Origin of the sequence: Methylotuvimicrobium sp., from assembly GCF_050611805.1 — a bacterium.
Classification (GTDB): Bacteria; Pseudomonadota; Gammaproteobacteria; order Methylococcales; family Methylomonadaceae; genus Methylotuvimicrobium.
Map to the genome: position 1 here is coordinate 1 of NZ_JBNGHF010000055.1, position 26,229 is coordinate 26,229.

Annotated in this window: 20 protein-coding genes; 18 read left to right on the forward strand and 2 right to left on the reverse strand. The window is 49.2% G+C overall.

The window, feature by feature from the left end; translation table 11 throughout:
* Positions 1-229: 229 nt before the first annotated feature.
* The 13 genes from flgB to ACRJJO_RS18795 all read left to right on the forward strand — a co-directional run bounded on the left by flgB (position 230) and on the right by ACRJJO_RS18795 (position 12,731).
* Positions 230-622 carry a flagellar basal body rod protein FlgB gene (gene flgB, locus ACRJJO_RS18735; protein WP_431067139.1) on the forward strand — a complete coding sequence of 131 codons (393 nt, stop codon included), beginning with the start codon at positions 230-232 and terminating at the stop codon, positions 620-622.
* Between the two features lie 2 nt (positions 623-624).
* Entirely contained in the window at positions 625-1,041 is a 417-nt protein-coding gene (flgC, locus tag ACRJJO_RS18740) for a flagellar basal body rod protein FlgC (protein WP_404359992.1), read from the forward strand.
* 12 nt (positions 1,042-1,053) lie between these two features.
* Positions 1,054-1,722, forward strand: a complete 669-nt coding sequence (locus tag ACRJJO_RS18745; protein ID WP_404359993.1) for a flagellar hook assembly protein FlgD — start codon at positions 1,054-1,056, stop codon at positions 1,720-1,722.
* 24 nt (positions 1,723-1,746) lie between these two features.
* Positions 1,747-3,045 carry a flagellar hook protein FlgE gene (flgE, locus tag ACRJJO_RS18750; RefSeq protein ID WP_431067140.1) on the forward strand — a complete coding sequence of 433 codons (1,299 nt, stop codon included), beginning with the start codon at positions 1,747-1,749 and terminating at the stop codon, positions 3,043-3,045.
* 22 nt (positions 3,046-3,067) lie between these two features.
* Positions 3,068-3,811, forward strand: coding sequence for a flagellar basal-body rod protein FlgF (gene flgF, locus ACRJJO_RS18755; RefSeq protein ID WP_404359995.1), 744 nt, complete (start codon positions 3,068-3,070; stop codon positions 3,809-3,811).
* 63 nt (positions 3,812-3,874) lie between these two features.
* Entirely contained in the window at positions 3,875-4,663 is a 789-nt protein-coding gene (gene flgG, locus ACRJJO_RS18760; RefSeq protein WP_404359996.1) for a flagellar basal-body rod protein FlgG, read from the forward strand.
* A 9-nt stretch (positions 4,664-4,672) separates the two neighbouring features.
* Positions 4,673-5,341 carry a flagellar basal body L-ring protein FlgH gene (gene flgH, locus ACRJJO_RS18765; RefSeq protein WP_431067141.1) on the forward strand — a complete coding sequence of 223 codons (669 nt, stop codon included), beginning with the start codon at positions 4,673-4,675 and terminating at the stop codon, positions 5,339-5,341.
* 31 nt (positions 5,342-5,372) lie between these two features.
* Positions 5,373-6,473 carry a flagellar basal body P-ring protein FlgI gene (locus ACRJJO_RS18770; RefSeq protein ID WP_431067142.1) on the forward strand — a complete coding sequence of 367 codons (1,101 nt, stop codon included), beginning with the start codon at positions 5,373-5,375 and terminating at the stop codon, positions 6,471-6,473.
* A gap of 12 nt (positions 6,474-6,485) precedes the next feature.
* Positions 6,486-7,490 (forward strand): flagellar assembly peptidoglycan hydrolase FlgJ, encoded by a 1,005-nt coding sequence (gene flgJ / locus ACRJJO_RS18775; protein WP_431067143.1) that lies wholly within the window; start codon positions 6,486-6,488, stop codon positions 7,488-7,490.
* A gap of 36 nt (positions 7,491-7,526) precedes the next feature.
* Positions 7,527-9,173 carry a flagellar hook-associated protein FlgK gene (gene flgK, locus ACRJJO_RS18780; protein ID WP_431067144.1) on the forward strand — a complete coding sequence of 549 codons (1,647 nt, stop codon included), beginning with the start codon at positions 7,527-7,529 and terminating at the stop codon, positions 9,171-9,173.
* 13 nt (positions 9,174-9,186) lie between these two features.
* Positions 9,187-10,095 (forward strand): flagellar hook-associated protein FlgL, encoded by a 909-nt coding sequence (flgL, locus tag ACRJJO_RS18785; RefSeq protein ID WP_431067145.1) that lies wholly within the window; start codon positions 9,187-9,189, stop codon positions 10,093-10,095.
* A 434-nt stretch (positions 10,096-10,529) separates the two neighbouring features.
* Positions 10,530-11,858 carry a PepSY-associated TM helix domain-containing protein gene (locus ACRJJO_RS18790; protein WP_431067146.1) on the forward strand — a complete coding sequence of 443 codons (1,329 nt, stop codon included), beginning with the start codon at positions 10,530-10,532 and terminating at the stop codon, positions 11,856-11,858.
* A 405-nt stretch (positions 11,859-12,263) separates the two neighbouring features.
* Positions 12,264-12,731 (forward strand): MEKHLA domain-containing protein, encoded by a 468-nt coding sequence (locus ACRJJO_RS18795; protein ID WP_431067147.1) that lies wholly within the window; start codon positions 12,264-12,266, stop codon positions 12,729-12,731.
* 10 nt (positions 12,732-12,741) lie between these two features.
* On the opposite strand, the gene ACRJJO_RS18800 is transcribed toward ACRJJO_RS18795, so the two are convergent.
* Positions 12,742-13,014, reverse strand: coding sequence for an acylphosphatase (locus tag ACRJJO_RS18800; RefSeq protein ID WP_431067148.1), 273 nt, complete (start codon positions 13,012-13,014; stop codon positions 12,742-12,744).
* The gene (rlmKL, locus tag ACRJJO_RS18805) at positions 13,011-15,203 is read right to left on the reverse strand and encodes a bifunctional 23S rRNA (guanine(2069)-N(7))-methyltransferase RlmK/23S rRNA (guanine(2445)-N(2))-methyltransferase RlmL (protein WP_431067149.1); all 2,193 of its coding nucleotides are present in this window, start codon (positions 15,201-15,203) and stop codon (positions 13,011-13,013) included. Before rlmKL ends, ACRJJO_RS18800 begins: the two co-directional genes overlap by 4 nt.
* A gap of 256 nt (positions 15,204-15,459) precedes the next feature.
* Between rlmKL and ACRJJO_RS18810 the strand changes: the two genes are divergently transcribed.
* From ACRJJO_RS18810 to ACRJJO_RS18830, 5 genes are all read left to right on the forward strand, one after another.
* Positions 15,460-16,233 (forward strand): EAL domain-containing protein, encoded by a 774-nt coding sequence (locus ACRJJO_RS18810; RefSeq protein WP_431067150.1) that lies wholly within the window; start codon positions 15,460-15,462, stop codon positions 16,231-16,233.
* Positions 16,234-16,446: 213 nt separating this feature from the next.
* Positions 16,447-17,607 carry a ribonuclease D gene (gene rnd, locus ACRJJO_RS18815; protein ID WP_431067151.1) on the forward strand — a complete coding sequence of 387 codons (1,161 nt, stop codon included), beginning with the start codon at positions 16,447-16,449 and terminating at the stop codon, positions 17,605-17,607.
* Between the two features lie 490 nt (positions 17,608-18,097).
* Positions 18,098-19,396: an urea ABC transporter substrate-binding protein gene (locus ACRJJO_RS18820; protein ID WP_431067152.1), complete on the forward strand. Its 1,299-nt coding sequence runs from the start codon at positions 18,098-18,100 to the stop codon at positions 19,394-19,396.
* Positions 19,393-23,979 (forward strand): PAS domain S-box protein, encoded by a 4,587-nt coding sequence (locus ACRJJO_RS18825; protein WP_431067153.1) that lies wholly within the window; start codon positions 19,393-19,395, stop codon positions 23,977-23,979. Before ACRJJO_RS18820 ends, ACRJJO_RS18825 begins: the two co-directional genes overlap by 4 nt.
* Complete coding sequence (locus ACRJJO_RS18830; protein WP_431067154.1) at positions 23,980-26,058, forward strand: putative bifunctional diguanylate cyclase/phosphodiesterase; 2,079 nt, start codon at positions 23,980-23,982, stop codon at positions 26,056-26,058.
* The last annotated feature ends 171 nt before the right edge of the window (positions 26,059-26,229 follow it).

Consider the following 26,229-nt stretch of genomic DNA (forward strand, 5'->3'; position numbering starts at 1 on the left):
TTCCTCTTTCCTCTTTCCTCTTTCCTCTTTCCTCTTTCCTCTTTCCTCTTTCACCACTTCCGCAACATTGTCCTCTTATAAGGCCGGCGGTTAGATATTGCCGGTCGGATTTGTTGGTGGCGTGAAAAAATTGACGTGCTTTTTTATAAGATCATGATAGGTAAATAAAAATGGCCAGTGGCATGCGATGTGCTTATTTACTAAGTAACAAGTGTGAGAGGCTACTACCATGACAATTAATTTCGATAAAGCATTAGGCATTCATTCCCAGGCATTGGCACTGCGCGAAAAGCGCGGGGAGGTACTTGCCTCCAATTTAGCCAATGCCGATACTCCAGGCTATAAGGCACGAGACCTTAATTTTCAATCGGTTTTAAAAACCGCGATGCCGGATGCGTTGCCGATGGAGCGCACGCGGACCGGACATATCTCGGCAAACAACACGCTCTTGGGTGCTTCTATGATGTATCGCACTCCAAATCAAGCTTCATTGGACGGTAATACCGTAGAAAGTCATATCGAGCAGGCCAAGTATGCCGAGAATGCAGTGCAATACCAAGCCAGTTTGCGTTTTCTGAACGGTAAATTTTCGGGTTTAACGTCGGCCATTAAAGGAGAATAATCATGAGCTCATTCAGTATTTTCGATATCTCCGGTAGTGGCATGAATGCCCAGTCGCTGAGATTGAATCTAGTCGCTAGTAATATTTCCAACGCCAACAGCGTTAGCAGCAGCATCGATCAAACCTATAAATCGCGGCAACCGGTATTTGCGGCGGAATTGAAAAATATCATGGATAAGCAAAATGCCGCGAGTAAGGTCAATGTATTGGGCGTGGTCGAGAGTCAGGCGCCAGCGGTCATGGAATATGCACCGAATCATCCTATGGCCGATCAGTCCGGCTATATCTATAAGCCCAATGTCAATATCGTCGAAGAGATGGCCAATATGATGTCGGCTTCACGCTCTTATCAAAATAATGTCGAAGTGCTCAATACCGCGAAGGAGCTGGTATTGCAGACTTTACGAATAGGCCAGTAAAAGGAGAAACCAATGTCCATCAATTTTGACGCATTAAAAAATCTGGGCGTTAGAACGTTCGAAGATGCCCCTGTAAAAAAGCAATCGTTAGAGCAGGAGCAATTCTTGAAATTGATGACCACCCAATTGACTCATCAGGATCCCACCAAGCCGATGGAAAATGGTGATTTTTTAGGACAAATGGCGCAGTTCAGTACCGTCAGCGGGATTCAAGACTTGCAAAAATCGTTCGCCGAATTTGCCGGTTCGATCAGTTCGAATCAAGCGCTACAGGCTGCCAGCTTAGTCGGCAGGTCGGTGCTTGTACCCGGTTCGGAAGGCGTATTTTCGCTCAATGATAATATGAAAGGGGAAGTCGAACTGACCGGGCTTACCGATAACCTTATCGTCGAATTTCAAAATCGTAACGGTATCACGGTCAAGCAACTCAATTTGGGGCGGCAATCGGCCGGTAGTGTCGAGTTCGAATGGGATGGCCAATTAGATGACGGGACATTTGCCAATCCCGGTGTCTATCAAATCAAAGCCAGTGCGAGTATCGATAATAAAAATACTGCGCTACAAACCTATGTCAATGCAGGCGTCAATAGCGTCACTCTGGGCAATGGTAGCAACGGTATTCAATTAAGTTTAAACGGTCTTGACTCGGTGAGATTCAACGATGTCAGACGGATTTTTTAGCGTTATTTCATCAGGAGAACGATCATGAGTTTTGCAACAGGATTAAGCGGCTTGAAGGCCGCATCGACCGACTTGAAGACTACGGGCAATAATATCGCAAATGCAAACACAACGGGCTTTAAAAAATCGCGTGCCGAATTTGCCGATGTTTATGCCAGCAGTTTCGGAGGGGTGCCGAAAACTCAACCGGGTTCCGGAGTACGAGTAACTGAAGTTGCTCAGCAATTTACCCAAGGCAATATCGAATTTACCGAAAATAGTTTGGATTTGGCAATTAGCGGGAATGGTTTTTTTACATTGGCCGATGATGTCAATTCACCGAGACCGACCAGTTTTACACGCAACGGCGCTTTTCAATTGGATAAGAACGGTTTTGTCGTTGATGATCGCGGGCGTTTTTTAATGGCCTATTCGCCGAATGGTACGACAGTCGAGGAAGGTTTCAGTCAAGGTGTATTTCAGCCGCTTTTTATCGATACTTCGCAAGGCTTACCTTCGGCAACTGAAAACATCAATACAAAGATTAATCTCAATGGCAGCTTGGACGTTCCTGCTGTTGCGACTTTCGATCCGACCAATCCGAACAGTTTCAACAATACGACATCGGTTACCGTTTTTGATTCGCAGGGCAATGCTCATACCGCATCGATGTATTTAGTCAAAACCGCGACGCCGAATCAGTGGAATATCCATACTTATGTGAATGGGAGAGGTATCGAGCCGGGCGGTGGCGTTACGGCTGTCGGCGTTACTCCGGCCGCTACACCGATAACCTTTACCGAGTCCGGAATATTGAATTATGTCGGATCGGCAGGAAATACCAGTGTGGACTATGGTCCTATCAACCTTTCATTGATCGACCCGAATATCGAAGTCGATCCGTTGTCGTTCGATATCGATTTTCTCGGTTCAACGCAACTCAGTAGTCCGTTCAGCGTAAACGAATTGAATCAGGACGGTTTACCGGCCGGAAATTTGACCGGCATCGATGTAACAAGCGATGGGGTTATGTTTGCCCGGTTTAGTAACGGTGGGTCAAGGCCGTTGGGTCAAGTTGCAATGGCACGATTTCCGAATGATCAGGGCTTAGCTAAGTTGGGCGATACATCCTGGGGGGAGAGTGCGGTTTCCGGGCAACCGGTGTATGGTGCGGCAGGCGCCAACAATTTCGGCGTCATGCAGTCGGCAGCCTTGGAAAGTTCGAATGTGGATTTGTCCGAGCAATTGGTGCGACTGATTATCGCGCAGCAGGCTTATCAGGCCAACGCGCAAACGATCAGCACTGAAAACACAATCACTCAAACTATTCTGAATATACGGTAATAATTACTAGCAGGAGCCCGTCATGGACCGCAGCCTTTATATCGCAATGAGCGGCGCCAAGCAAACCTTGTTGGCGCAGTCGGCTAACGCCAATAATTTGGCGAATTCGCAGACCGCCGGATTTAAATCCGATTTCGAGCAATTTCGCAGTATGCCGGTATTCGGCCCTGGCTTTCCGACGCGTGTTTATGCGATGTCTGAGAGGCCGGGAGTCGATTTAAGTGCCGGGCCGATGCAAATTACCGGCCGGGATCTGGATGTCGCGATCAACGGCGAAGGCTGGTTGGCGGTTCAAGGTCAGGACGGCAAGGAAGCCTATACGCGGGCCGGTGATTTGCGCTTGACACCGGAAGGCTTGCTACAAACCGGCGCCGGTTTGCCGGTGATCGGTAATGACGGCCCAATTGCAGTGCCTCCCGCTTCCAAGGTGTCAATCATGCCGGACGGCACGATTAACATCATTCCGCTAGGTGAAACGAACGCGGCGAATCAGGTTATCGTTGAACGCATTAAGATGGTTAATCCACCGCTCGACGATCTTGAAAAACAGAACGACGGTTTAATTTATATAAAGAATGGCGGCGTCGCGCAAGCCAGTGCCGATGTTAGGTTAACGCAAGGTGCCTTGGAAGGTAGTAATGTCAGTACGATCGGTGCGATGGTTGCGATGATCGAGCTGGCCAGGAATTTTGAGTTGCAAACTAAGGTGATGAAGCAAGTCGATGATAATGCGGGCGTTAGCGCCAAGTTGATGCAAATGGCATAAATTATGCCTAGATCAGATAAAAGAGCCGGTAAAGACGGTAATTCGTCATCATAGGAGGTTATCATGACAGAAAGAGCATTATGGGTGGCTAAATCGGGTCTCGATGCCCAGCAAACACGGATGGCGGTAATCGCCAACAACTTGGCCAACGTTAATACGACCGGTTTCAAGAAGTCCAGAGCGATTTTCGAAGACTTGATCTATCAAAATATTCGTCAAGCCGGGTCGCAAACCAATCAAGGCAACGAGCTTCCCACCGGTTTGCAACTAGGCGCCGGAGTTAGAACTGTCGCTACCGAGAAATTGCATACTCAGGGGAATATGGTACAAACTGAAAACTCCTTGGATGTTGCAATTAGCGGGAGGGGGTTTTTTCAGATTTTGATGCCCAATGGTGACATTACTTATACTCGAGATGGTTCGTTCAAATTGGATTCTTTGGGCCAAATCGTCACGGCAGGCGGCTTGTTGTTGGAACCGGCGATTACCGTGCCGAACGATGCGATCAGTTTGTCGATTACACGGGACGGTACTGTTTCCGTTGTACAACCGGGAAGCCCGGCGGCGGTTCAATTGGGGCAGATTCAAACGGCTGATTTTATCAATTATGCAGGCCTTGAGCCGGTCGGCGAGAATCTGTTTCGCGAAACTGTTGCGAGCGGCCCTCCGGTACTGGGTATCCCCGGTGAAAACGAATTCGGCGCCGTATTTCAAGGGTCTTTGGAAACCTCGAACGTGAATGTCGTCGAAGAACTCGTCAATATGATCGAGACGCAACGCGCTTACGAAATGAATTCCAAGGCGATATCGACGACCGATCAAATGTTGTCCTACGTGACGCAACAACTTTAGGTGACCGTAATGGCGCATTTTAAATGGATAATATTCATATCCTTGTTTGCGGTAGCTTGTACTCCCTTACCGACGCGCGACCCGGCGTTCGCGCCGGTCGAACCCGCCGATTTGCGGGCTCCGGCCCAAAATAGCGGTTCGATTTATCAAGCCAATTACGATATGCGCTTATTCGAGGATCATACCGCCAAACGGGTTGGCGATGTTTTGACAATTCGCTTGGTCGAAAGAACGCAGGCGAAGAAATTATCTGATATGGAAGCTAGAAAAAATACTTCTTTGTCGGTAAAGGCGCCGATGATCTTCGGCATGGAAGCGGCTCAATTGCTAGGGCATGATGTCGAAACCGAAGTGGCAACAAATAATCAATTTACCGGCGAAGGCGAGGCCAATCAAAGCAACAGTCTAACCGGCGATTTATCGGTAACAGTCGTAGAGGTATTGCCGAATGGTAATTTGAGAGTTCGCGGCGAAAAACGTGTCGCGCTCAATCAAGGCAGCGAATATGTGCGTTTATCCGGCATTGTTCGCCCGGTCGATATCGATGTTGCGAATAGCGTGCTTTCTAGCCGAGTGGCTGATGCGACAATTATGTATACCGGCGATGGAGCGGTTGCCGACGCCAGCAAAATGGGTTGGCTGGCACGCTTTTTCATGAGCCCGTGGTTTCCGTTTTAATGCAGGGATTTACCGGTTGTGAGGACTGAACATGAAACAAATAAAGTATGTAATAGTCATTGCGTCGCTCTGGTTGGGATTAATGTCAACGGTTCATGCCGAGCGGATCAAGGATCTGGCCTCGGTAGCCGGTGTCAGAACCAACCAGTTGGTTGGCTACGGCTTGGTTGTCGGTCTCGATAAATCCGGAGACAGAACCTTATTTACCGGTCAGGCGCTGCGTAGTATGTTGGCTCGCTTGGGTTTGACATTACCGCCTAATATCGACCCCAGAGCGCGAAATGTCGCGGCGGTTTCGGTCCATGCCGAATTGCCGCCTTTTTCCAAGCCGGGGCAAACCATTGACGTGACGGTATCATCGATCGGCGATGCGAAAAGTTTGCGTGGCGGTTCGTTACTGATGAGTCCGTTGAAAGGCGCGGACGGTCAGGTTTATGCTGTCGCTCAGGGGAATCTAGTCGTGGGCGGTTTGAGCGCCGGCGGTTTAGACGGGTCCAAAATTACCATCAACAACCCGGCTGTCGGTCGGATTCCTAATGGAGCAACGGTTGAGAGGGAGGTAGCGACGCCATTTGCCGACGGTCAGTTTCTGGTGTTCAATTTGCATAATGCCGATTTTACCAATGCCAATCGCATGGCCGCGGAAATTAATCGAACTTTCGGGAAAAATACTGCGACAGCGATTGACGCGACTTCCGTCAAAGTCAGCGCACCGTCCGATACGTCTCAGCGGGTCATGTTTACCTCGATGGTCGAAAATTTGACGCTAGCGGCAGACGATGCGCCGGCTCGCGTTATTATCAATTCCAGAACCGGCACGGTCGTGATCAACGGAAAAGTGACGGTACAACCGGCCGCCGTGACGCACGGTAGCTTGACCGTAACGGTTAGTGAAAGCCCGCAAGTGGTTCAACCGGAGCCTTTCGGGGGAGGCGAAACGGCGGTGGTGCCGCAAACCGATATTATTGTCGAAGAAGAAAATAATCGAATGTTTGTGTTTAATCCCGGCGTATCGCTCGATGAAATCGTCGCCGCAGTCAATAATATCGGTGCGGCGCCGAGCGATTTGGTCGCCATATTAGAAGCGCTCAAGTCTGCAGGTTCCTTACGTGCGGAATTAATTGTCATTTAGCGGAGGTAAGCCGTGTTGAATCCAGGCAGTGCCGATGTCTATACCGATTTTTCCGGCTTGTCCCGGTTACGAAATCAGGCTAAACAAGAAACGCCGGGGGCGATCAATGAGGTCGCCAAGCAATTTGAATCGTTATTTTTAAACATGGTGTTGAAAAGTATGCGCGAGGCTAAATTGGCCGACAGCATGCTCGATAACGACCAGAGCAAATTTTACCGCGAAATGTACGATCAACAATTGGCCGTACATTTATCAGGCAAACCGGGCGTTGGTCTAGCCGATTTAATCGTAAAGCAATTGGGCGGCGAAAAAACCGACGAAACCGAACGAATGACGCTCGACGATTATATGAACAATCCGCTACAGCGATTTCCATCGGTAAACAAGTCAAAGAAGGATGGGGCGGATTTCATTCCGATTTCGTCCGGAGTCAAATCAAGACTAATAAAAGAAAGCGATCGGCCGATACAATCAATAGAGTCAAAATCCATCGATCGTGAAGGAATAAAATCGCAGGAGCCAATTCGAACAACAAGGCAATTTGTCAAACGTTTGCATGGTTACGCCGAGAAGGCCGCCGCCGAATTGGGTGTCGAACCTAAGGTGCTACTGGCGCAAGCCGCCTTGGAAACCGGCTGGGGCAGGTCGGTGATCAAGCATAAGGACGGCAGCAGCAGTTTCAATTTGTTTAATATCAAGGCGGGATCTTCATGGACGGGCAAGCGGACGAATGTTGCCACATTGGAATACGAAAAAGGTATTCCTCAAAAGCAGATCGCCGGATTTAGATCTTATGATTCTTATCAGGAAAGTTTCGACGACTATGTCCGGTTAGTGAAAAATAGCTCCCGTTACAGTCAAGCATTGAAACATGCAAACAATCCGGGCCGCTACATGCAGGAGCTGCAAAAAGCCGGTTATGCGACCGACCCGCATTATGCGGATAAGGTGATGAGAATTTATCACAGCGATGATGTGGCGAGTTATCAACCTAATGTCGTTGTGGCGATGCAATAGTTGAGAACAATGTAATGGTAATAGTAGGGCAATAAGATGAGTGGAATTTTAGGCACAGCAATTTCAGGGCTTATGGCTTTTCAACGCTCGCTGGACACAACTAGTCACAATATTGCCAATGTCAATACCGAAGGCTACAGCCGGCAGCGTACAGAGTTATCAACAATGCCGGCGCAATTTACCGGTGCCGGTTATATGGGCGCAGGTGTCCAGGTTGCCGATATTACCCGGAGTTACGATCAGTTCATTAGCGGGCAGTTACGCTCCAGTGCTTCAGGATTCGGCGAAGCTGATAAATTACAATCGATGGCTAGGCAAGTCGATTTTATTGTTGCCAACGATGAAACAGGGCTTGCGTTTTCATTAAGCGGGTTTTTTAAATCCGTGAACGATGTTGCAGGCGATCCGACATCGATTCCGGTCCGGCAAGTCATGCTCGGAGAAGCAGATTCGCTAGCGAATCACTTTAATATGATGGCGGGGCAATTGGATTCATTGCGTAATCAAGTTAATGTCGATATGCAATCCATGGTCAATGAGATTAACTTGTTGGCCTCGGGTATTGCCGATTTAAATAAACGCATCGCTTCCAATATAGGCCAGGGTTCCGGAAGTAAAATGCCGAACGATTTGCTCGATGGCCGAGATCTAATGTTGCAAAAATTGGCAAAACTAACCAATGTTTCGGTGGTCGATCAGCAAGACGGTTCGGTTAGCGTATTCATCGGGCAGGGGCAATCGCTTGTATTGGGAATGAATGCATCGACCGTAAGTTTGAAGCCCTCCAATAGCGAGCCAGAGCGCCAGCAAATATTCATCGGCGATCAAAATGTCTCGAAGTTCATTACCGGCGGACAACTGGCCGGAGTGACGCGTTTTCGCGATGAAATACTCAATCCCGCTCAACAGCAATTAGGCTTGGTTGCTGCGGGCTTGAGCGTACAATTCAATCATCTGCATAAAGAAGGCTCCGATTTGAATGGCAATGACGGGCAGGACTTATTTTCGATGGGCACCCCGGAAATTGCTGTAATAGGGGATGATGCTTTTCCCGGAGGCGGTGCTGTCAGCGCGGCTTTCGATCCTGCAACGATTAATCAATTGCAAGCCAGTGATTATCGTCTCGATTATATTGGCGGGAGCTATAGTTTGACGCGCTTGAGCGACAACGTGAATATTCCTATTTCGGGTGCTTTTCCCGAGACGGTCGGCGGTATGGACATTGATGTGACGACAGCCCCAACCGGCGATGCCAGCTTTTTGATCCGGCCGACTTATAATGCGGCTAAAAATATCAAAACCGAAATAAAAGATCCCGCTTTGATCGCTGCGGCCGAACAGGTTCCGCCAGGTGGAACGGCATTGCCGGGCGACAATCGCAATGCATTGAAATTGGCGGATTTGGAGTCGGGGGCGTTCATGACCGGGGGCCGGTCGTTGACGCAGACTTACGGTCAACTGGTATCGCAAATCGGTGTTGCGGCTCATTCAGCTAACGTGAGCCGGTCGGCTCAGGAAATATTATTCAACCGAGCCAACCAAGCGAGAGAAAACCTTGCCGGAGTCAATCTCGATGAAGAAGCAGCTAATCTCATCAAGTATCAAAATTCTTATCAAGCTGCGGCGCAAGCCGTTAATGTTGCGCGCACGGTATTCGACACGATGCTGAACGCGTTCAGGTAGCAGAGGATTAGTCATGCGAGTTTCAACAGTGAATTCCCATCAGTTAAGTCTTAACTCAATGCTTAAACAGAGCGAGCAGCTCAATCAGACTCAGTTAAAGCTGTCATCGGGGAAGAAAATTTTGACGCCATCGGAAGACCCCGTTGCCGCGGTCAGAATTTTGGATTTTAAACAACGTATCGAACAAACCGAGCAATATCAACGCAATATCGGGACGGCGCGGCAAAGACTTTCTTTAGAGCATATTACGCTAGAAACCGTAACCGATGTGGTTTTCTCGATTCGAGATCTCGCCTTGCAAGGCTTGAATGCTATAAACAGTCCAGAAGAACGGCTTGCGATAGCGGACGAATTGGATAGATTGAACGAACAGTTAACAGGCTTGGCAAATACGAAAAATGCCAACGGCGAATATTTGTTTGCCGGATTGGCATCGCTTGATGCTCCGTTTGAGTATGACAGTGCAGCGACTGCCCCTCCTTTTTATGAATATGTCGGAGACAATACTCGGCGGTTGGTGAAGATCGGCGATGCAAGGCAGATTAGCGACGGCGATGACGGTGCGAGCGTGTTCGGCCCTTCTACACCCGGCGGAGTCGATAATCTGCTCGATATCGTTCGGAAGATGTCGGATGAGTTTAAAGATGATAATCCGCAATCGGCGACCCTGGGAGAAATGGATGTTGCTATGGAAAGAATTGCATCCATTCAATCATCGGTAGGTATTAGGTTAAATGCGCTAGATCGTCAAGAAATATACAATGAAGATATTTTATTGAACATGAAAACGGTATTGTCCGAAACGGAAGACCTTGATTATGCCGAAGCTATTAGTCAATTTAATTTACAGACAATATCGTTACAAGCGGCTCAGCAAACGTTTACCACAGTACAGCGTCTCTCTTTATTCAATTTCTTATAGCTTAGGATTTCGTAATAAATAACGTCCCGGAACTATGAGCCTTGTTGAGGGTTCGGTTACTCGCTTGGCAGGACGCCGTGAACCCAGCACCTAAATTATCCAAGATAGTTAACCATAGACAATGGACTATGGAATTTAGGTGCTGGGTGAATACGTCCGTGTAGGCTTGGCGGCGGTGACTGATTGCCATGGATGGCATGAATGCAGATTTTGCAGGAGCAAAAATCTGCCCTGCCGCCGACACCTGCCAAACGAGCAGCCGAACCCTCCTTAAAATAGAGGTGTTATTTACGGCCAAATCATTACAGACGAAGTCCAAGCTCAGTTATACATATCGGTTTAATGCGTTTGCCCTGTATCTTGAGCCTCCAAAAGAGACAGTGATCTGCGCGTATGGGATAATCCGCCTGTTTCTTTAACATAGTAAGGTTTTCATGCGGCGATTTATTCGGCGTCTGCCGGGACGAAATGCCTGGTTGACTCTTCATCTTTACCTGGCGTTGAGCTTGGGTTTGTTATTCATATTGATTGGTTTGACCGGCAGTCTTAGCGTTTATCGCGAAGAACTGGATGGTTTGTTGAATCCAAGCCTCAAGGTAGAAAACCAAGCCGGCAATTATTTGCCGCTCGATCGCATCATGGCTTCGGTCAAAGAGGCCCATCCGGCAAGGCATGGGCCATGGACATTGGAAATGCCGCAAACGTCGAGCGGCATGGTGACCGCTTGGTATGAAAAACCGCACGAGACGATCGGAGAACTCTATGCGCCATTGATGGTTTCGGTTAATCCGTATACCGGGGAGGTTGTTGCCAGTCGGTTTTGGGGGCGTACGCTAACGACTTGGTTGCACGATCTACACACGCAGCTTCGGCTTGATCGTCGCGGTTGGCGACTGGTCGGCTATCTCGGCTTGTTGTTCGGCGTTTCGATTCTAACCGGAATCTATTTATGGTGGCCGGGCAAAGGGCGATTTTTGCAAGTCTTTAAGATTCGTTATCATTCGGGGATTGTGCGTTTGGCATTCGATCTACATCGGATGATTGGCTTGGTCGGTGCGTTATTGTTGCCGATGTTGATCGTTACCGGACTCCATTTGAGTTTTCCTTCCGTGTTGGAAAATTTGACCGGTTCCGATAATTTGGGGCATGGTGATCAAGGCCCCCCGATTCGCAGTACTGCCGTTCCGAATGACAGGCCGGTTACGATGGAAGAAGCTGTGTTATTGGCCCGCGGTCCGTTTCCGAAAGCTAAACTCAGGCGCATCACGACCCCGGCGGGAGCAGTCGGAATCTATCGGGTCGATTTGCGCCAAAATGAAGAAATCAATCGAAGACATCCTTTTACGACCGTGTGGGTGGACCGCTGGAGCGGCCATATCAAGGCGGCGCGCGATCCCTATAGTTTTACATCCAGTCAGGCATTGACCATTGCTGTCTGGCCGATCCATACCGGCGAAGCGCTGGGGCCCTGGGGAAGATTTTTATGGTTTATAGTCGGGTTGCTTCCGCTGATACTTTATGTCAGCGGATTGATGGTTTGGTTACGTAGAAAAGGCTGGTTTAGAGACCGACCGGTGAACGTGCCGAATTTTCGCTCTTTGCGGTCTTATGCGCTAACAATAGGGCAACGCATCGGCTTGGGGGGGAGGCGTTGGGCCGGTTTATTGGTAAGTTATATCGAGCGAAACGAACCTCATTTTAGAGTAAAGGCACAAAAGCTATGGCGGCGCTGCCTTGAGTTTGCATCAGGGTTATCGAAATAAATAATCTTAGTCCGGAATAAAAGAATTATTCTAATTGTTCATGAAGGCCCGGCAAATGAAATTGTGCGGCCTGGGGAGGGTGCGGTCACTCGCTCGACAGGACGCCGTGAATACGTCCATGTAGGCTCGACGGCGGCTGTCCCTGCCGCCGACGCCTGTCGATCGAGCAACCGCACCCTCTCCGGAACCGGCATTGCCTGAACGGAGTTTTGCATATCGAAAAATTAGATAATGAATCCAAATTTACGATCTTTCACAGTAAAATCGGTAGTTTAGCCATGTAGCCCGTATGCAGCGTAGCGAAATACGGGAGTGGTGTGGCTCCGAGCTTCCCGGATTGCGCTACGCTCCATCCGGGCTACGCGGCTTCATATTCTTCATGGTGAAATGCTTTTTCTAAGATCAATGGAAAAACCTTCGTTTAATAATCACTTTTTAGCAGAACATGCCGCCTTATTGGGCGACAGTTATAATCGCTTGCTCGGTAAACCTCTGATTAACGGCATTTGCGGGAGTCAGGAATTTGCCGAAGCTTTGTTTCATGCGCCATTCGCCGTGGTTTCGCACGACACCGCCGACGATCCCGTGTTTAATTATGCCAATGCTCAGGCATTGACCTTATTCGAAATGAATTGGGAAGAATTTACTCGAACGCCGTCCAGGTTATCCGCGGAGCCGGTCAATCGGCAAGAACGAAGTCGTCTGTTGAAGAAGGTGGCAGAACAGGACTATATCGATCATTATCAAGGCGTGCGCATTTCGAGTACCGGAGCCCGTTTCATGATCGAGAACGCCGTGGTTTGGAATCTGATCGATCAATACGGAAATTATAAAGGGCAGGCCGCGTGCTTCGGTGATTGGCGCTTTTTATAAAGTATGCTTTTCACCGAATTTCAAAGCCGGTTGGCAGATCGATGCCCGCCAGTTCTTCTGTTTCGACATGATCGACCCGTGCCATGATCGGCCCTCTATGACACCAATGCACTAATTTTTCGACCGCCTCGTTGGAGCCGGCTGCGACTACTTCGACTCGCCCGTCCGGCAGGTTTTTCGCGAACCCTGACAGTTGATGCTTCTTCGCTTGCTTTTGCGTGAAGGCGCGGAAATAAACGCCTTGCACCCGGCCCGATACGAGTATTCTGACTTGTTTGGTCATTCGCTAATCCTCCAGCAATAATGAATCTTGGGATTCCTGGCAAAGTCTTCCGGAATCGTCGCCGGCGTAATGTCCTCTATCACCAGGTCCGATAAAGCCTCGGTATCGAGTTTAAAACGCCTGAAATTGGTCGAGAAATACAGCACGCCGCCAGGCGCCAGCAAGGCTACGGCGTTTTCGATCAATTCGACATGGTCGTTTTGAATATCGAAAACGTCGTCCATGCGCTTGGAGTTGGAAAACGTCGGCGGGTCCAGAAAGATCAGGTCGTATTGACGGGCATAAGGCTGTTTGGCTTCATTGGCCAGCCATTCCAAACAATCGGCACGGATGAATTCGTGATCGCCGCCGGCGACATTCAAGGCTAGGTTCTGCTCGGCCCAGTCTAGATAAGTTTTCGACATATCGACCGTGGTGGTCGATTTCGCACCGCCGACCGCGGCATGCACCGTTGCGCTGCCGGTATAGGCGAACAGGTTTAGAAAACGTTTGCCTTTGGCTTCTTGTTGGACGCGCAGCCTCATCGGACGATGATCGAGGAACAAACCCGTATCGAGATAATCGGCGAAATTGACGCGCAATCGACAGCCGCCTTCCCGGATGACATGGAATTCGTTGTTGTCGCCTTGTTTTTCGTATTGATCGGAGCTTTTTTGCTTGCGCCGTATTTTAAGAAATACCTGTTCTTTCGGGATGTCGAACAAATTTGGAATTTCAGCCAAGACACCGGCCAAGCGTTGGTCAGCCTTGTCCGGGTCTATCGATTTCGGCGGTTCGTATTCCTGTACGACGATCCAAGTCTTATCGCCTTGGTACAGATCTACCGCGACCGCATATTCGGGCAGGTCGGCATCGTAAACCCGGTAACAATCGATCCGGTTTTGCTTGGCCCATTTGCTCAGTTTTTTCAGATTCTTTCTGACGCGGTTCGCGAACATTTCCGCCCCGGTATCGCCGCTGCCGGTCACGCTTTCCGCAATTTGCGCGAGGCGTTCGTCGCGGTTTTTCGGCTTCGGAATGAAAAAGGCCGTATCGGCTATCGTCATGCGCAGCAATTTACATTCGAGCGCGCCGTTATAAAGCGTGATCGGTTTTTGCGAACGAATCCCGAGGCGGAATCCGAGTTCGGGATCGCTGACGATCAGCGCGGCTTGCCAGCCGGCAAATCCGGCTTTCAAGGTGTTTCCAAAATTTTGATAGAGCTCGGCGGTTTCTTCCGCGTTGCCTAGGCGTTCGCCGTAAGGCGGATTACAGACCAATAAACCGGGCGTCCAGCCGGCGGCGGGCCGTGCATCGGCGATCTCGCGCCGTTCCAGATGAATCTTTCCGTTGAATCCTGCGCGCTCGATATGTAGCGCCGCCGCATTCAGGCTATGTCTGCTTTGGTCGAAACCGACGATCACGGGCAATGTTTTCAATCCTTCGAATTTACGTCGTTCAGCCTCGTCGAACAGGGTTTGCCAAAGTTCGGGGTCATGCTTTTTCCAGCCGCTAAAACCGTAATGTTTGCGCAGCAATCCCGGTGCAATATCGGCGGCAATCATCGCGCCTTCGAGCAAGAGCGTGCCGGAGCCGCACATCGGGTCGATTAGCGAGCCGCTTTGTTGCGCGATGGCGGGCCAACCCGAGCGGATCAGAATTGCCGCAGCCAAATTTTCCTTGATCGGCGCTTTGATGTTGATATCGCGATATCCGCGTTTATGCAAACTCTCTCCGGATAGGTCGATGCTTAATTGCGCCTTTTCGCCGTGCAGATAAACATTGATGCGTAGCGAAGGTTGCTCGGTGTCGACCGAGGGACGTTTGTTGAATTTCGCGCGCATTTGATCAACGATCGCGTCCTTGACCTTGAGTGCGCCGAAATGTGTGTTGTTGATTGCTTTCGAGTTTTTCGCGCTGAACGTGACCGCGATCGAATCGTCCGGCTTCATGTGTTCGAACCAGTTGATTTTTTTGACGCCGCGATACAGGTCGTCCTGGCTGTTAACATCGAAAGTATCGAGTACTAGCAAGACTCGGTTGGCGATGCGCGACCACAGGCAGACCCGGTAAGCCGTTTCAAGCGTACCTTCGAACGCCACGCCGGCAACGGTTTGTTTGATGTTTTGCGCGCCCAGCATGGACAGCTCGTCGGCAAGCAGTTGCTCCAAGGCTTTCGGGGATGTCGCGAACAGTGAAAATGAGGTCATTATTAAGCTAAGTTCCGTATGGGTTCGCACGCGAAAAGTGAGAACTGGGTAATAAAAAGCATAGTCTGAGCGAGTGCGTCGAGTATTTCAATTCCAAATGATCGGCTAAGACGACTAGAATAGCCTGAATAATTGTAAAGCATGCACTAATGTAAGTGGATTTTTTGCTCGTTCCCATCGCTTCAGCATGGGAGTGCATAAGGGTACGGCACGCAAGACCGAAAAATAACAACAAACTGAAGTGGGTTAATAAAACATGAAACCGGATAACCATGATAAACAACTAGGCTGCGCGGAATGTGCGGGCGGGGCCGGACTAGGTTTCGATTTCACGATGGCGTTTCAGCCTATTGTGAATACGACGACGCGGTCGATTTATGCTCATGAGGCCTTGGCGCGAGGCTTGAATAATGAACCGGCAGGTAAGGTGTTCGAGCAAGTCAACGATGCAAACTGCTATCGTTTTGACCAAAGTTGCCGTACCAAAGCAATTAAGTTGGCCTCGGAGTTGAACATGGATACTTTTTTGAGTATTAATTTTATGCCTAATGCGGTTTATCGACCCGAGTTGTGTATAAGAACAACATTGGAAGCCGCCAAAATCTACGGATTTCCGGTTGATCGTATTATTTTCGAAATTACGGAAGGCGAGCAAGTCAAGGATCATGCTCATTTACTCGAAATCGTTCGGTATTATCAATCGCAAGGTTTTAAAACCGCGATAGATGATTTCGGAGCCGGATATTCCGGACTCAATCTATTGGCCGAAATCCAAACCGACATCATTAAACTGGACATGGCCTTGATTCGTCATATCGACCAAGACCGTAATCGTCAAGCTATCGTCAAAGCGATCTTGCAGTTATGCAGTGAATTATCGATCATACCTCTCGCCGAGGGTATCGAAACTTATGAAGAGCTGCGTGTGCTGCAATCTTTCGGTTTGGAATTGTTTCAAGGCTATTATTTCGCGAAGCCGGCATTTCAATCGCTGGCGGCTTTGACGCCGAATGCGTTTGCCGGCCGTTGAACGCAAGGGAGAGCGGATCATTACGTTTTTATCGGAAAAATTTGCCAAATACTCTTCCGCCGAAATGTAGCTAGTAAAGGCAGCACTAAATACGAGTCGCAAAATTAACTTAACTAAGTGATAATCGCATATTTTCGCGCCGTGCTTGGTGTTTCTGTCGTTTGAGAGATTAAGGCCTGCCGTGTTGCATTTATTTAGTTAACGTGACGAACCATGACCCCCATTCAATATATCGATACTCCGCAAAAGCTTGACGAATTGTGCCGGCAAATCGCCAAGGAATCTTGGCTAGCACTGGATACCGAGTTTCTCAGGGAAAAAACTTATTATCCCAAATTTTGTTTGCTGCAAATCGCGACGCCCGAGTGGGTTGCTTGTGTCGACCCGATCGCTTTGGATGATTTAAGCGCGCTGTTCGAAGCTATCTATAATCCGGCGATAATCAAAGTGTTCCATTCCTGCCGGCAGGATCTGGAAATTTTTTATCAATTGACAGGTAAAATTCCGCAGCCGATTTTTGATACGCAAATTGCCGCCCCTTTATTAGGATTTCAGGAAAATCCCGGTTATGCGATGCTGGTATCGAGTTTTTTGAACATCAATCTCAGCAAGGCCCATACCCGCACCGACTGGACGGTTAGGCCGCTCAGTCAGGCCCAATTACAGTATGCTGCCGACGACGTGATTTATTTATGTCAAATTTATCAGACCATGCTCAAAAAATTGGCCGAGCTCAATCGTTTGGATTGGCTGGAAAACGATTTTGCGATGTTGAACGATCCCGAACTTTACGATATTTCACCGGAAAATGCTTGGCTTAAAATTCGCGGCAAAAATAAACTGACTGGTAAGCAATTATCAATCGTACAAACCTTGGCCGAGTGGCGCGAGCAAACCGCGCAAAAAGAGGATAGACCTCGAAATTGGCTGTTGCGCGACGATATGATGTTCGAGTTGGCAAAGCAGCAGCCCGGTACCGTCGAAGAAATGTTGAAAGTCCATAATATCAATGAGCGCATGGTCAACAAGTACGGCAAAGTACTTTGCCAATTGATCAATGAAGCGAAGCAAAGGCCGCCGATACCGCTGCACGAAAATGGCCGATCCCCCAAAAAGACCCAGCAGCAAGAAGCTATTTTGGATATTTTGACGGCATTGGTACGCATTAGAGCAGACGAGAACTCACTGAATCCGGCTATATTGGCTGATCGTAAGGCATTGGAATTGTTATTGTTTGAAGATCCCGAATCATTATTGTTGAAAGGTTGGCGCTATGCAATGGCAGGCCGCGAGTTGATGGGATTATTGAAAGGCGAGCAAGTGCTCGGTATTGATGGAGAAAAAGTCTATACCATCGATAATCCTTGTAGTTGATTATCCACTCTACTTCAAATTTCGGCATTAGCGTATGGAGGTGCTGGGGAATCCAATTGCCATGGCTGGCAGGCTTTTCTGGTTCCCACGGTCCTCCGCTCATCTTTATACATAAGTCAAAAATTACTCTTTTACAATTTTAGCCAATGAGACCTCGATAGCATTTATTGTCACTTAACAATCTCGACTTTCCCTCACCACCTAGTGTTAGGTGAGGGACGATCAGAGGATCGCTCCCACAAAAGGGTGACAAGCGCTGTGGGAGCGACGCCTACGTCGCGACTATCGAAGCCGCTATCGCTCAAACACCAATAGCTTTTTCGGACGACACGGCAATCTAGCGCTTGGTCGCTACGCATTCCTACGCAGGAGCGGTGGTAACGAGGAAACTGTACTTCAAATTTCGTTGATGCTTAAGGAGGCGCTGGAGGATCCAGTTGCCATGGATGACAGACTTTTTCGGATTATCCGATGTTGGGAGCGGCACTCGATGCATAAAATAGTAACTATTTTGCTACGGTTTAGCGTTGCCGTAGTGTTAATCGCATTATTGATGATTTGGGCAACGCCACCCGGGCCTGAGCCGATTCGTATTGGTGTGATTTATTCGCTGACCGGCACGATGTCGGTCAGCGAGGCGCCATTGATCGATGCGATTAACTTGGCGGTCGACGAAATCAACAACCAAGGCGGGTTGCTGGGACGTCCCGTTGCAATGACAGTCGTCGACGGACGATCCGATTGGCAAGTGTTTGCTCATGAGGCCGAGCGACTGATCACACAAGAGAAAGTCGATGTATTGTTTGCTTGTTGGACATCTGTTTGTCGTAAAGCGGTCAAACAGGTCGTTGAGCGCTTCGATCATCTTCTGCTTTATCCGGTCCAATATGAGGGACTTGAACAGTCTCCCAATATCGTCTATACCGGATCCGCGCCGAATCAACAAATCGTTCCCGGGACCCATTGGGCGCTCGAGCATTTCGGTAGTCGCGTCTATCTAGTCGGTTCGGATTATATTTTCCCCCATACGGCAAATATTATTATTCGTGATTTGATAACCGCTATCGACGGACAAGTATTAGCCGAACGTTATGTGCCTTTAGGCCAACAAGATGTTGCCGCGGTCGTTCGGGACATCCGGCAGCAAAGGCCCGATGTCGTACTCAATACTTTGAACGGCGACACGAATAAGGCATTTTTTGCCGGATTACTGGCTGCGGGTTTGGCTGATATACCGTTGATGTCGTTTAGTGTTAGCGAGGGTGAGATGCAAGCCTGGAGAGGCGATAAGCTCAAGCGGCATTTTACGGTAAGCAGTTATTTTCAATCGATAGATCGTCCTCAAAACAAACGATTCGTTAACGCATTCGGAGCGCGTTTCGGCAAAGACCGCTTGATTGGCGATGCGATGGAGGCGGCTTATGTGAGTGTAAAACTTTGGGCTCAAGCGGTACGTGATGCAGGGTCGGCCGAAGCGGCGCGTGTCAATCGAACTATCTTAAGACAAACGGTGAACGGCCCTTCGGCAATTAGGTCGGTTGATTTATCGACCCGGCATACTTGGAAAATGGTGCGCATCGGGCAGGTGAAGCCCGGAGGGCAATTTGAGCAGGTTTTTGCCACCGAAAAGCCGCTACGTCCTAAACCCTGGCCGTATTATCGAACTCGGGAGCAGTGGTTCCAGGTGTTGGAAAGCGCGTCATCTAGAGATAAAGCCGGCGCGAGTCAAGGTTTGCAGGCCGATGTCGCATTCGAAGATCAGTCCTTGCAACACAAGGACAGCCAATGATTCTAGGTAAAATCATTCCTCGTTCTTTATTCATTTTTTTGATGGTGTCGCCGTTGCCGTTGGCGGGTTTGGCTTATTTGTTCGTCGGAACGTTCGAGCAAGAATTGACTAGAACGGTCAAGACGCATTTGTCTTCGATTGCCGATAAAAAACAGGATCAAATCGAGGCTTACCTAAACGAACGCTTGGCCGATGCTCAATTTTTAGCCAATATGTCTTTGACGAATCAAGCCTTGGACACGCTTTCGGCTTTATTCGACGGGTCGATTGATTCTGTGCAATATCGAAATGAAATACGCAAGTATCGAAGCGATTTTGTCAGATTTAAAGACAGTAGCGGATATTACGACCTGTTGTTGATCGATAAACTCGGTAATGTCATTTTTTCGATATTGCATGAAGGTGACCTCGGCACTAATTTAAATTCCGGATTTTTACGCGATACAGCGCTGGCCGAAGCTCAGCGAGGCGCTTTGGCATTGCTCGATACACAAGTGACGCCAGTGGCGCTCTACGAACCTTCCGGAAATAACCCCGCTGTTTTTATCGTCACGCCGTTGCTGCGCGACGGCAGGCCGATTGGAACCCTGGCTTTTCAATTGGATCTCGATCGATTGACTCAAGTTACCGCCGACAACACAGGCTTAGGTGAGACCGGCGAGACCGTGTTGGCGCAGCGTGAGGGCGATCAAACATTGTATGTCGCCCCCTTGAGTCGAATTAGCGAGGCCGCTTTTCGCTATCACGTACCATTGACGGAAACAGCTAGTCCGATGCGATCAGCCTTATCGGGTGAACTCGGTATGGGCGTGACTCAGGATTACGTGGGCGTCGATATCGTTGCGGTATGGCGTTATTTACCCTCCTTGGATTGGGGGATGGTTATCAAAATGGATGTTGACGAAGCCCTTGCCTCGGCTCATAGATTGCGTTTGTTCACTTGGGGGGCCTTGGTACTATTGCTTGTTTTGTCGAGTATTACCGCGCTGTGGTTCGGCAGGGCGTTAATTTTGCCGATTCGTAGGGTGACTGAAGTCGCCGGGTTTATTGCCGGAGGCGATATCGATCGAAGAGTGCCGGTTGAAGGCTGGCAGGAACTGAAGGAGTTGGCGGGTAGTTTCAATCGTATGACCGACAGGTTGGCGGAAGATCAATTGCTGCTGGAACTCCGCGTCGATCAGCGCACTGCAGATTTGGAAAGCGCGAACCGGCGTTTGCAGGATTTGTTAACGCTGCATGCCGCGATACTCGATAATGCCGCGCATGCGATTATTGCGACTACACCGGAAGGGATCATTACCGTATTCAACCGCGCTGCTGAAGATATGCTGGGCTATCTGGCGGACGAAGTGATTGGCAAGCAAGACCTCGACATATTTCATGATTCTGACGAGCTAGAAAAGCGGTCGCAAGAGTTTTCCGAACAGTTGGGGATACCGGTAACGCCCGGTTTCGATACGATTATTGTTAAATCGCGTAATAATAAACCCAATGAGCATGAATGGCTCTATCGGCGTAAGGATGGCTCGGCGATTCCGGTTTTGTTGTCCGTTAGCACGATGCGTAATGTCGATCGGATGATTAGCGGTTATCTCGGGATAGCAGTCGATATCGGTAAATTAAAAAAGGTTGAGCAAGCGCTGTTGGACAGCGAAATGCGTTTTCGAACAATTTTCGAAAAAGCCAGTATCGGCATGGCTTTTGCCGATGCCGTGGGTAATTTGTTGCAGGCGAACGATAGTTTGGCTCGTTTTTTAGAATATTCGACGACCGAGTTATCGGATGTCAATTTCGCAAAACTGACTTATGCCGATGACTTGTCGATGGAAGAGGGTTTGGTTGAAGAAATCGTAGAGGGTCGAAGAGACGATTACCGGCTCGAAAAGCGATACGTCACAAAATCCGGACGAGTGGTTTGGGGGGATTTGACGGTAACAGTATTGCGAGACTTACAAGGGCAACCGATCAATTTTATCGGCATGATTATCGATATCAGTGCTCGTAAGGAGTCCGAGGCCGAGTACCGCACAATTCTCGAAACGACTCAGGACGGTTTTGCGTTGTGCGACAGTCAGGGCCGTTTTATCGATGTCAATGACGCTTATTGCCGTTTAATCGGCTATGAACGGGATGAGTTGCGGCACATGACAATACTGAATATCGAAGCAATTGAAAGACCCGAAGAAACTCAACAGCATCTCGATAATATTTTTAAAAACGGGGCGGATCGATTTGAAACCCGGCATCGGCATAAAGATGGCCGATTATTGGATATCGAAGTTAGCGTCAATTATTTACCGGTTAGCGGAGGCCGATTGGTCGTCTTTTTGCGCGATATCGGTGCTCGAAAGGAAACCGAAGCGGCCTTAATCGAAGCCAAGCAAAGCGCGGAGGCGGCCAATCGGGCCAAGTCGGCGTTTCTTGCCAATATGAGCCATGAAATTCGCACGCCGATGAATGCCATATTGGGCTTGACGCAATTGGTTTTGGAAACCGAACTCAATGCCCGGCAGAAAGATTTTCTGCAAAAAGTGCATGCTTCGTCGAAAGCCCTGCTGAGCATTCTTAACGATGTACTCGATTATTCGAAAATCGAGGCCGGGCGTCTTGAAATAGACCGGGTGTCGTTTCGGGTGGAATCGGTACTGACATCGGTCGCCGATCTGTTCGCCGCGCGTATAGAGGAAAAAGGCTTGGAGCTGTTTTTCGAAATCGATTCAGCGGCCGGCTGTATCTTGCTCGGTGACCCGCTACGCTTGACTCAAGTGCTAAACAACCTGGTCGATAATGCGATCAAGTTTACCCATGAGGGCGAGATTCATATCAAAGTCGAAGCGATCGATCAGGGCGAGGATTCGCTGTTGTTACAATTTTCGGTTCGCGATACCGGCATCGGTTTGTCCCAGGAAAAAGCCGAGCTTTTATTTCAGCCGTTTACGCAAGCCGATAGTTCGATTACCCGGCAGTTCGGCGGAACTGGTTTGGGCTTGGCGATTTGCAGCAAGATAGTCGCATTAATGGGAGGCACGATCGGTGCTGCCGGCGTTGAAGGCGAGGGGGCTGTTTTTACGTTTACGGTTCGCGTCGGTATCGAAACGGAAGCGCCGCATAATCTCGATTTAAGCCGGATCCGAGCTCTGCGGGTATTGGTGGTTGACGATCAATCGACTTCCCGCTTGATACTCGAATGCTTGTTAACCGAGTGGGGGGTGGACTGCGAAACATCGGATTCGGGAGAAGATGCCTTGCGACAAATTTATCGGGCGGAACAGAATAATTGCCCGTTTTCGACGGTGCTGCTCGACTGGCGCATGCCCGGTATGAGCGGGGCCGAAGTGGCCGACCGTCTCGAAAAGGATTGTCGTAAGGGCTTGTTGAAACATCCGCTGACAGTGATCATGATTACGGCTTATGATAAAGAGCAGCTTTTAGCTCAAGCCGATAGGGTCCATTTCGATAAGATCTTGACCAAACCGGTAACGCCATCGGTGTTATACGAAACGCTGGCAGGGCATTCCGTGATTCCTAAGCCTGAAGATAAAGTGCTTGGCGCGATTCGTCTCGAAGGTATAAAAATTTTGGTGGTTGAGGATAATGTGCTCAACCAAGAAGTCGTCGTTGAAATTTTGCAAAATCGAGGCGCATCGGTCACAGTTGCCGAAAACGGTCGAGTAGCGTTAGACAAGCTTGAACAAGAAATCTTCGATATGGTACTGATGGATTTGCAGATGCCGGAAATGGACGGTTTTGAAGCCACTCGCCGAATCAAGGCGATACCGGATTACCGTGCCTTGCCGGTTGTCGTGATGAGTGCGGCGGTAATGCCCGAGGAGCGCGCTCGATGCCGACTCGCCGGCGCGGACGACTTTGTCGCGAAGCCGGTCGATCCTAGCGATCTTGAACGGGTCTTGGTTAAATGGCTCAAGGGTTTGAGCGTCAAAGAGGACTCGCACAAAGTAAATTTGGGGTCCGGAGTTGCGAATGCCGTAAAATTGTTTGATTTGCCCGGCTTCGATATTGATCGGGCATTAAGGAGGGTCGATGGTAATGTCGTGTTATTACGCCGGTTGTTGGTCGGTTTTTTCGATGAATACAGCAATTCGCCGGCACAATTCGACCGGCTAATGCAGGAACAGCGATACGACGAAGCGGCAGCCATGCTGCACTCTATTAAAGGATTGGCGGGGCATTTGGACGCGGATTCGTTGAGTCACGCAGCCGCCGCATTGGAAAAGGACATACATGCCGTATCCAATTCCGACTTATACCGGTCTTTTATTGTACAACTACAGCAGGCCGTTGACGCGATTGCCAATTCGTTAACGCAGCTTGAAACGAGCGGTGCCCAAAAACCGGATTCCGATGTAAAAGCGATCGCGCAAGTATTAAATGATTTGTTACCCTATGTCGAGGAGAAGGAGTTAATTCCCGAACACATTCTAGATGCATTATCGGTGCTTTATCGTTCCGGCCAGGCCGGCGAAATGCTGAAACGCTTGCGAGATCAACTCGACAGATTCGATTACAGCGGCGCAATGACCACGATTGAACGACTTTTGACCTTGTTGAAGCAGGATAGTTAAATGATTCAGACGGTGGACGAAACCGGGAAGAAACCGCTCATAATGTTGGTCGACGATGTGCCCGCCAATATTCATGTTTTAGCGGCTGCTTTGAAAGCCGATTACCGTATCAAAATTGCCGTCAACGGTCCTGCCGCATTGGATTTGGCCGGGCGCCACGACAAACCTGAGTTGATTCTGCTGGATGTGATGATGCCCGGCATGAATGGTATCGAGGTAATGCGTGAATTGCGCGCGCGACCGGAAACAAAAGATATTCCGGTGATATTTGTCAGTGCGGATAGCTCCGAACAAAGCCAAGTTGCCGGTCTGGATCTTGGGGCCGACGATTATTTAACCAAGCCGGTCGTGGTTCCGGTGTTGATGGCTCGAGTGCGCAACATTTTGCAACGCAAATACGCGGAGGCTCAATTACGCTTGGCGGCGCATGTGTTTGAGCACAGTGGCGAAGCGATCATGATAACCGACCGGAACAATCACATTCTTAAAATCAATCCGGCATTCTCGCGGTTAACCGGATACACGGCGAGTGAGGTTCGCGGAAAAAGCCCCAGTATTCTGGCTTCAGGTAAAACGACACCCGACGAATATCGCGCGATGTGGCATTCGATCAATGAGTCGGGATTCTGGCAAGGCGAGATTTGGGATAGGCATAAGGATGGCTGCGTCTATCCGAAACTATTGACGATATCGGTCGTGCGCAGCGTGTCGGGCTCGGTCGATTATTATATCGCCAGCTTCGCCGATATAAGTGCGCAAAAAGCCACCGAGGAAAAGATTCGCCATATCGCGCATCATGACCCGTTGACCGATTTACCGAATCGTTTATATCTGCAAATTAGTCTGAAGCAGACGATGCTGCTGGTTCGCCGAAAAGAAGAAGAGGCGGCGGTAATGTTTATCGATTTGGATCGGTTCAAGGTGATTAACGATTCGTTGGGGCATCAGGTAGGCGACGGCCTGTTGATCGAAGTGGCGCATCGGCTTAAGGATAGCGTGCGCGATAGCGATTTGGTCGTACGGTTGGGCGGTGATGAGTTCGTGATTGTACTGACCGATAAAAATGCCGCGCATGCCTCAGCCCATGTTGCCGATAAAATATTAACTGCGTTGTCGAAACCTTATTTAGTTAATGGGATTAATTTACGTACCACGCCCAGTATTGGTATTAGTTTATATCCACATGATGGCGAGACCATCGAGTTGTTGATGAAAAATGCCGATACCGCGATGTATCATGCTAAAGCAGTCGGGCGAAACAATTACCAGTTTTTCCGGGCCGAGATGAAGCATCTCACTAATGACAGATTATTGTTGGAACATAGCCTGCATGAAGCGTTGGAAAAAGGGCAGTTGTATTTACACTATCAGCCGCAGGTTAAATCCGAAAATGACTATGTGATCGGTTTGGAAGTACTGCTTCGTTGGGAGCATCCCGTTTTGGGCAATGTTCCTCCCGATCAATTTATCCCTGTCGCCGAGGAAATCGGCTTGATAGGCCGGTTGGGCGAGTGGGTGCTCAATACCGCTTGTTCGCAATTACGGGATTGGCGCGGTCAAGGTTTCAAGGATGTACGCATCGCAGTGAATCTATCGGTACAGCAATTACGGCAAGCGCATTTGGTCGAACGGGTTGCTAGCGTTTTACGGGCAAACGAATTAGCGGGCGGCGATTTGGAATTGGAAATCACCGAGTCGGCGGCGATGCTAAACCCTGAAGTTGCAATCGAGATTTTCAAGGCTTTACGAAACATCGGTGTGGAACTTGCCATCGATGATTTCGGTACCGGCTATTCATCGTTGTCTTATTTAAAATTATTGCCGATTCAACGCTTGAAATTAGACCGTACCTTTGTCAAAGATATCGAAACCGATCCGAACGATGCGGCTATTTGTTCAGCAACGATTGCCCTAGCTCATGCGCTCGGTATCGAGGTGGTTGCTGAAGGCGTTGAGACCGAGGCGCAGCGAGACTATCTGCTACGAAGAGAAGCAGATTTAATGCAGGGCTTTTTGTTCGCCAAGCCGATGCCGGCGGAAGCCGTTCCGGTTTTTTTGAATAGTCTTCGGGCAGTTTAGACGCAACGATCGAGCAATTCCTATCTACTATTGCCATTAACCTAAATTCGGCAGTTTAACCATGATGCATATGAAGCCTTTAAACGGCTGTCCTAAAATTGTGTATTACCTTTTAGATGCTGTTACCCAAGCTCCAGCTTGGGTAACCTGTTCAGGAAGCTCTAGCTTCCC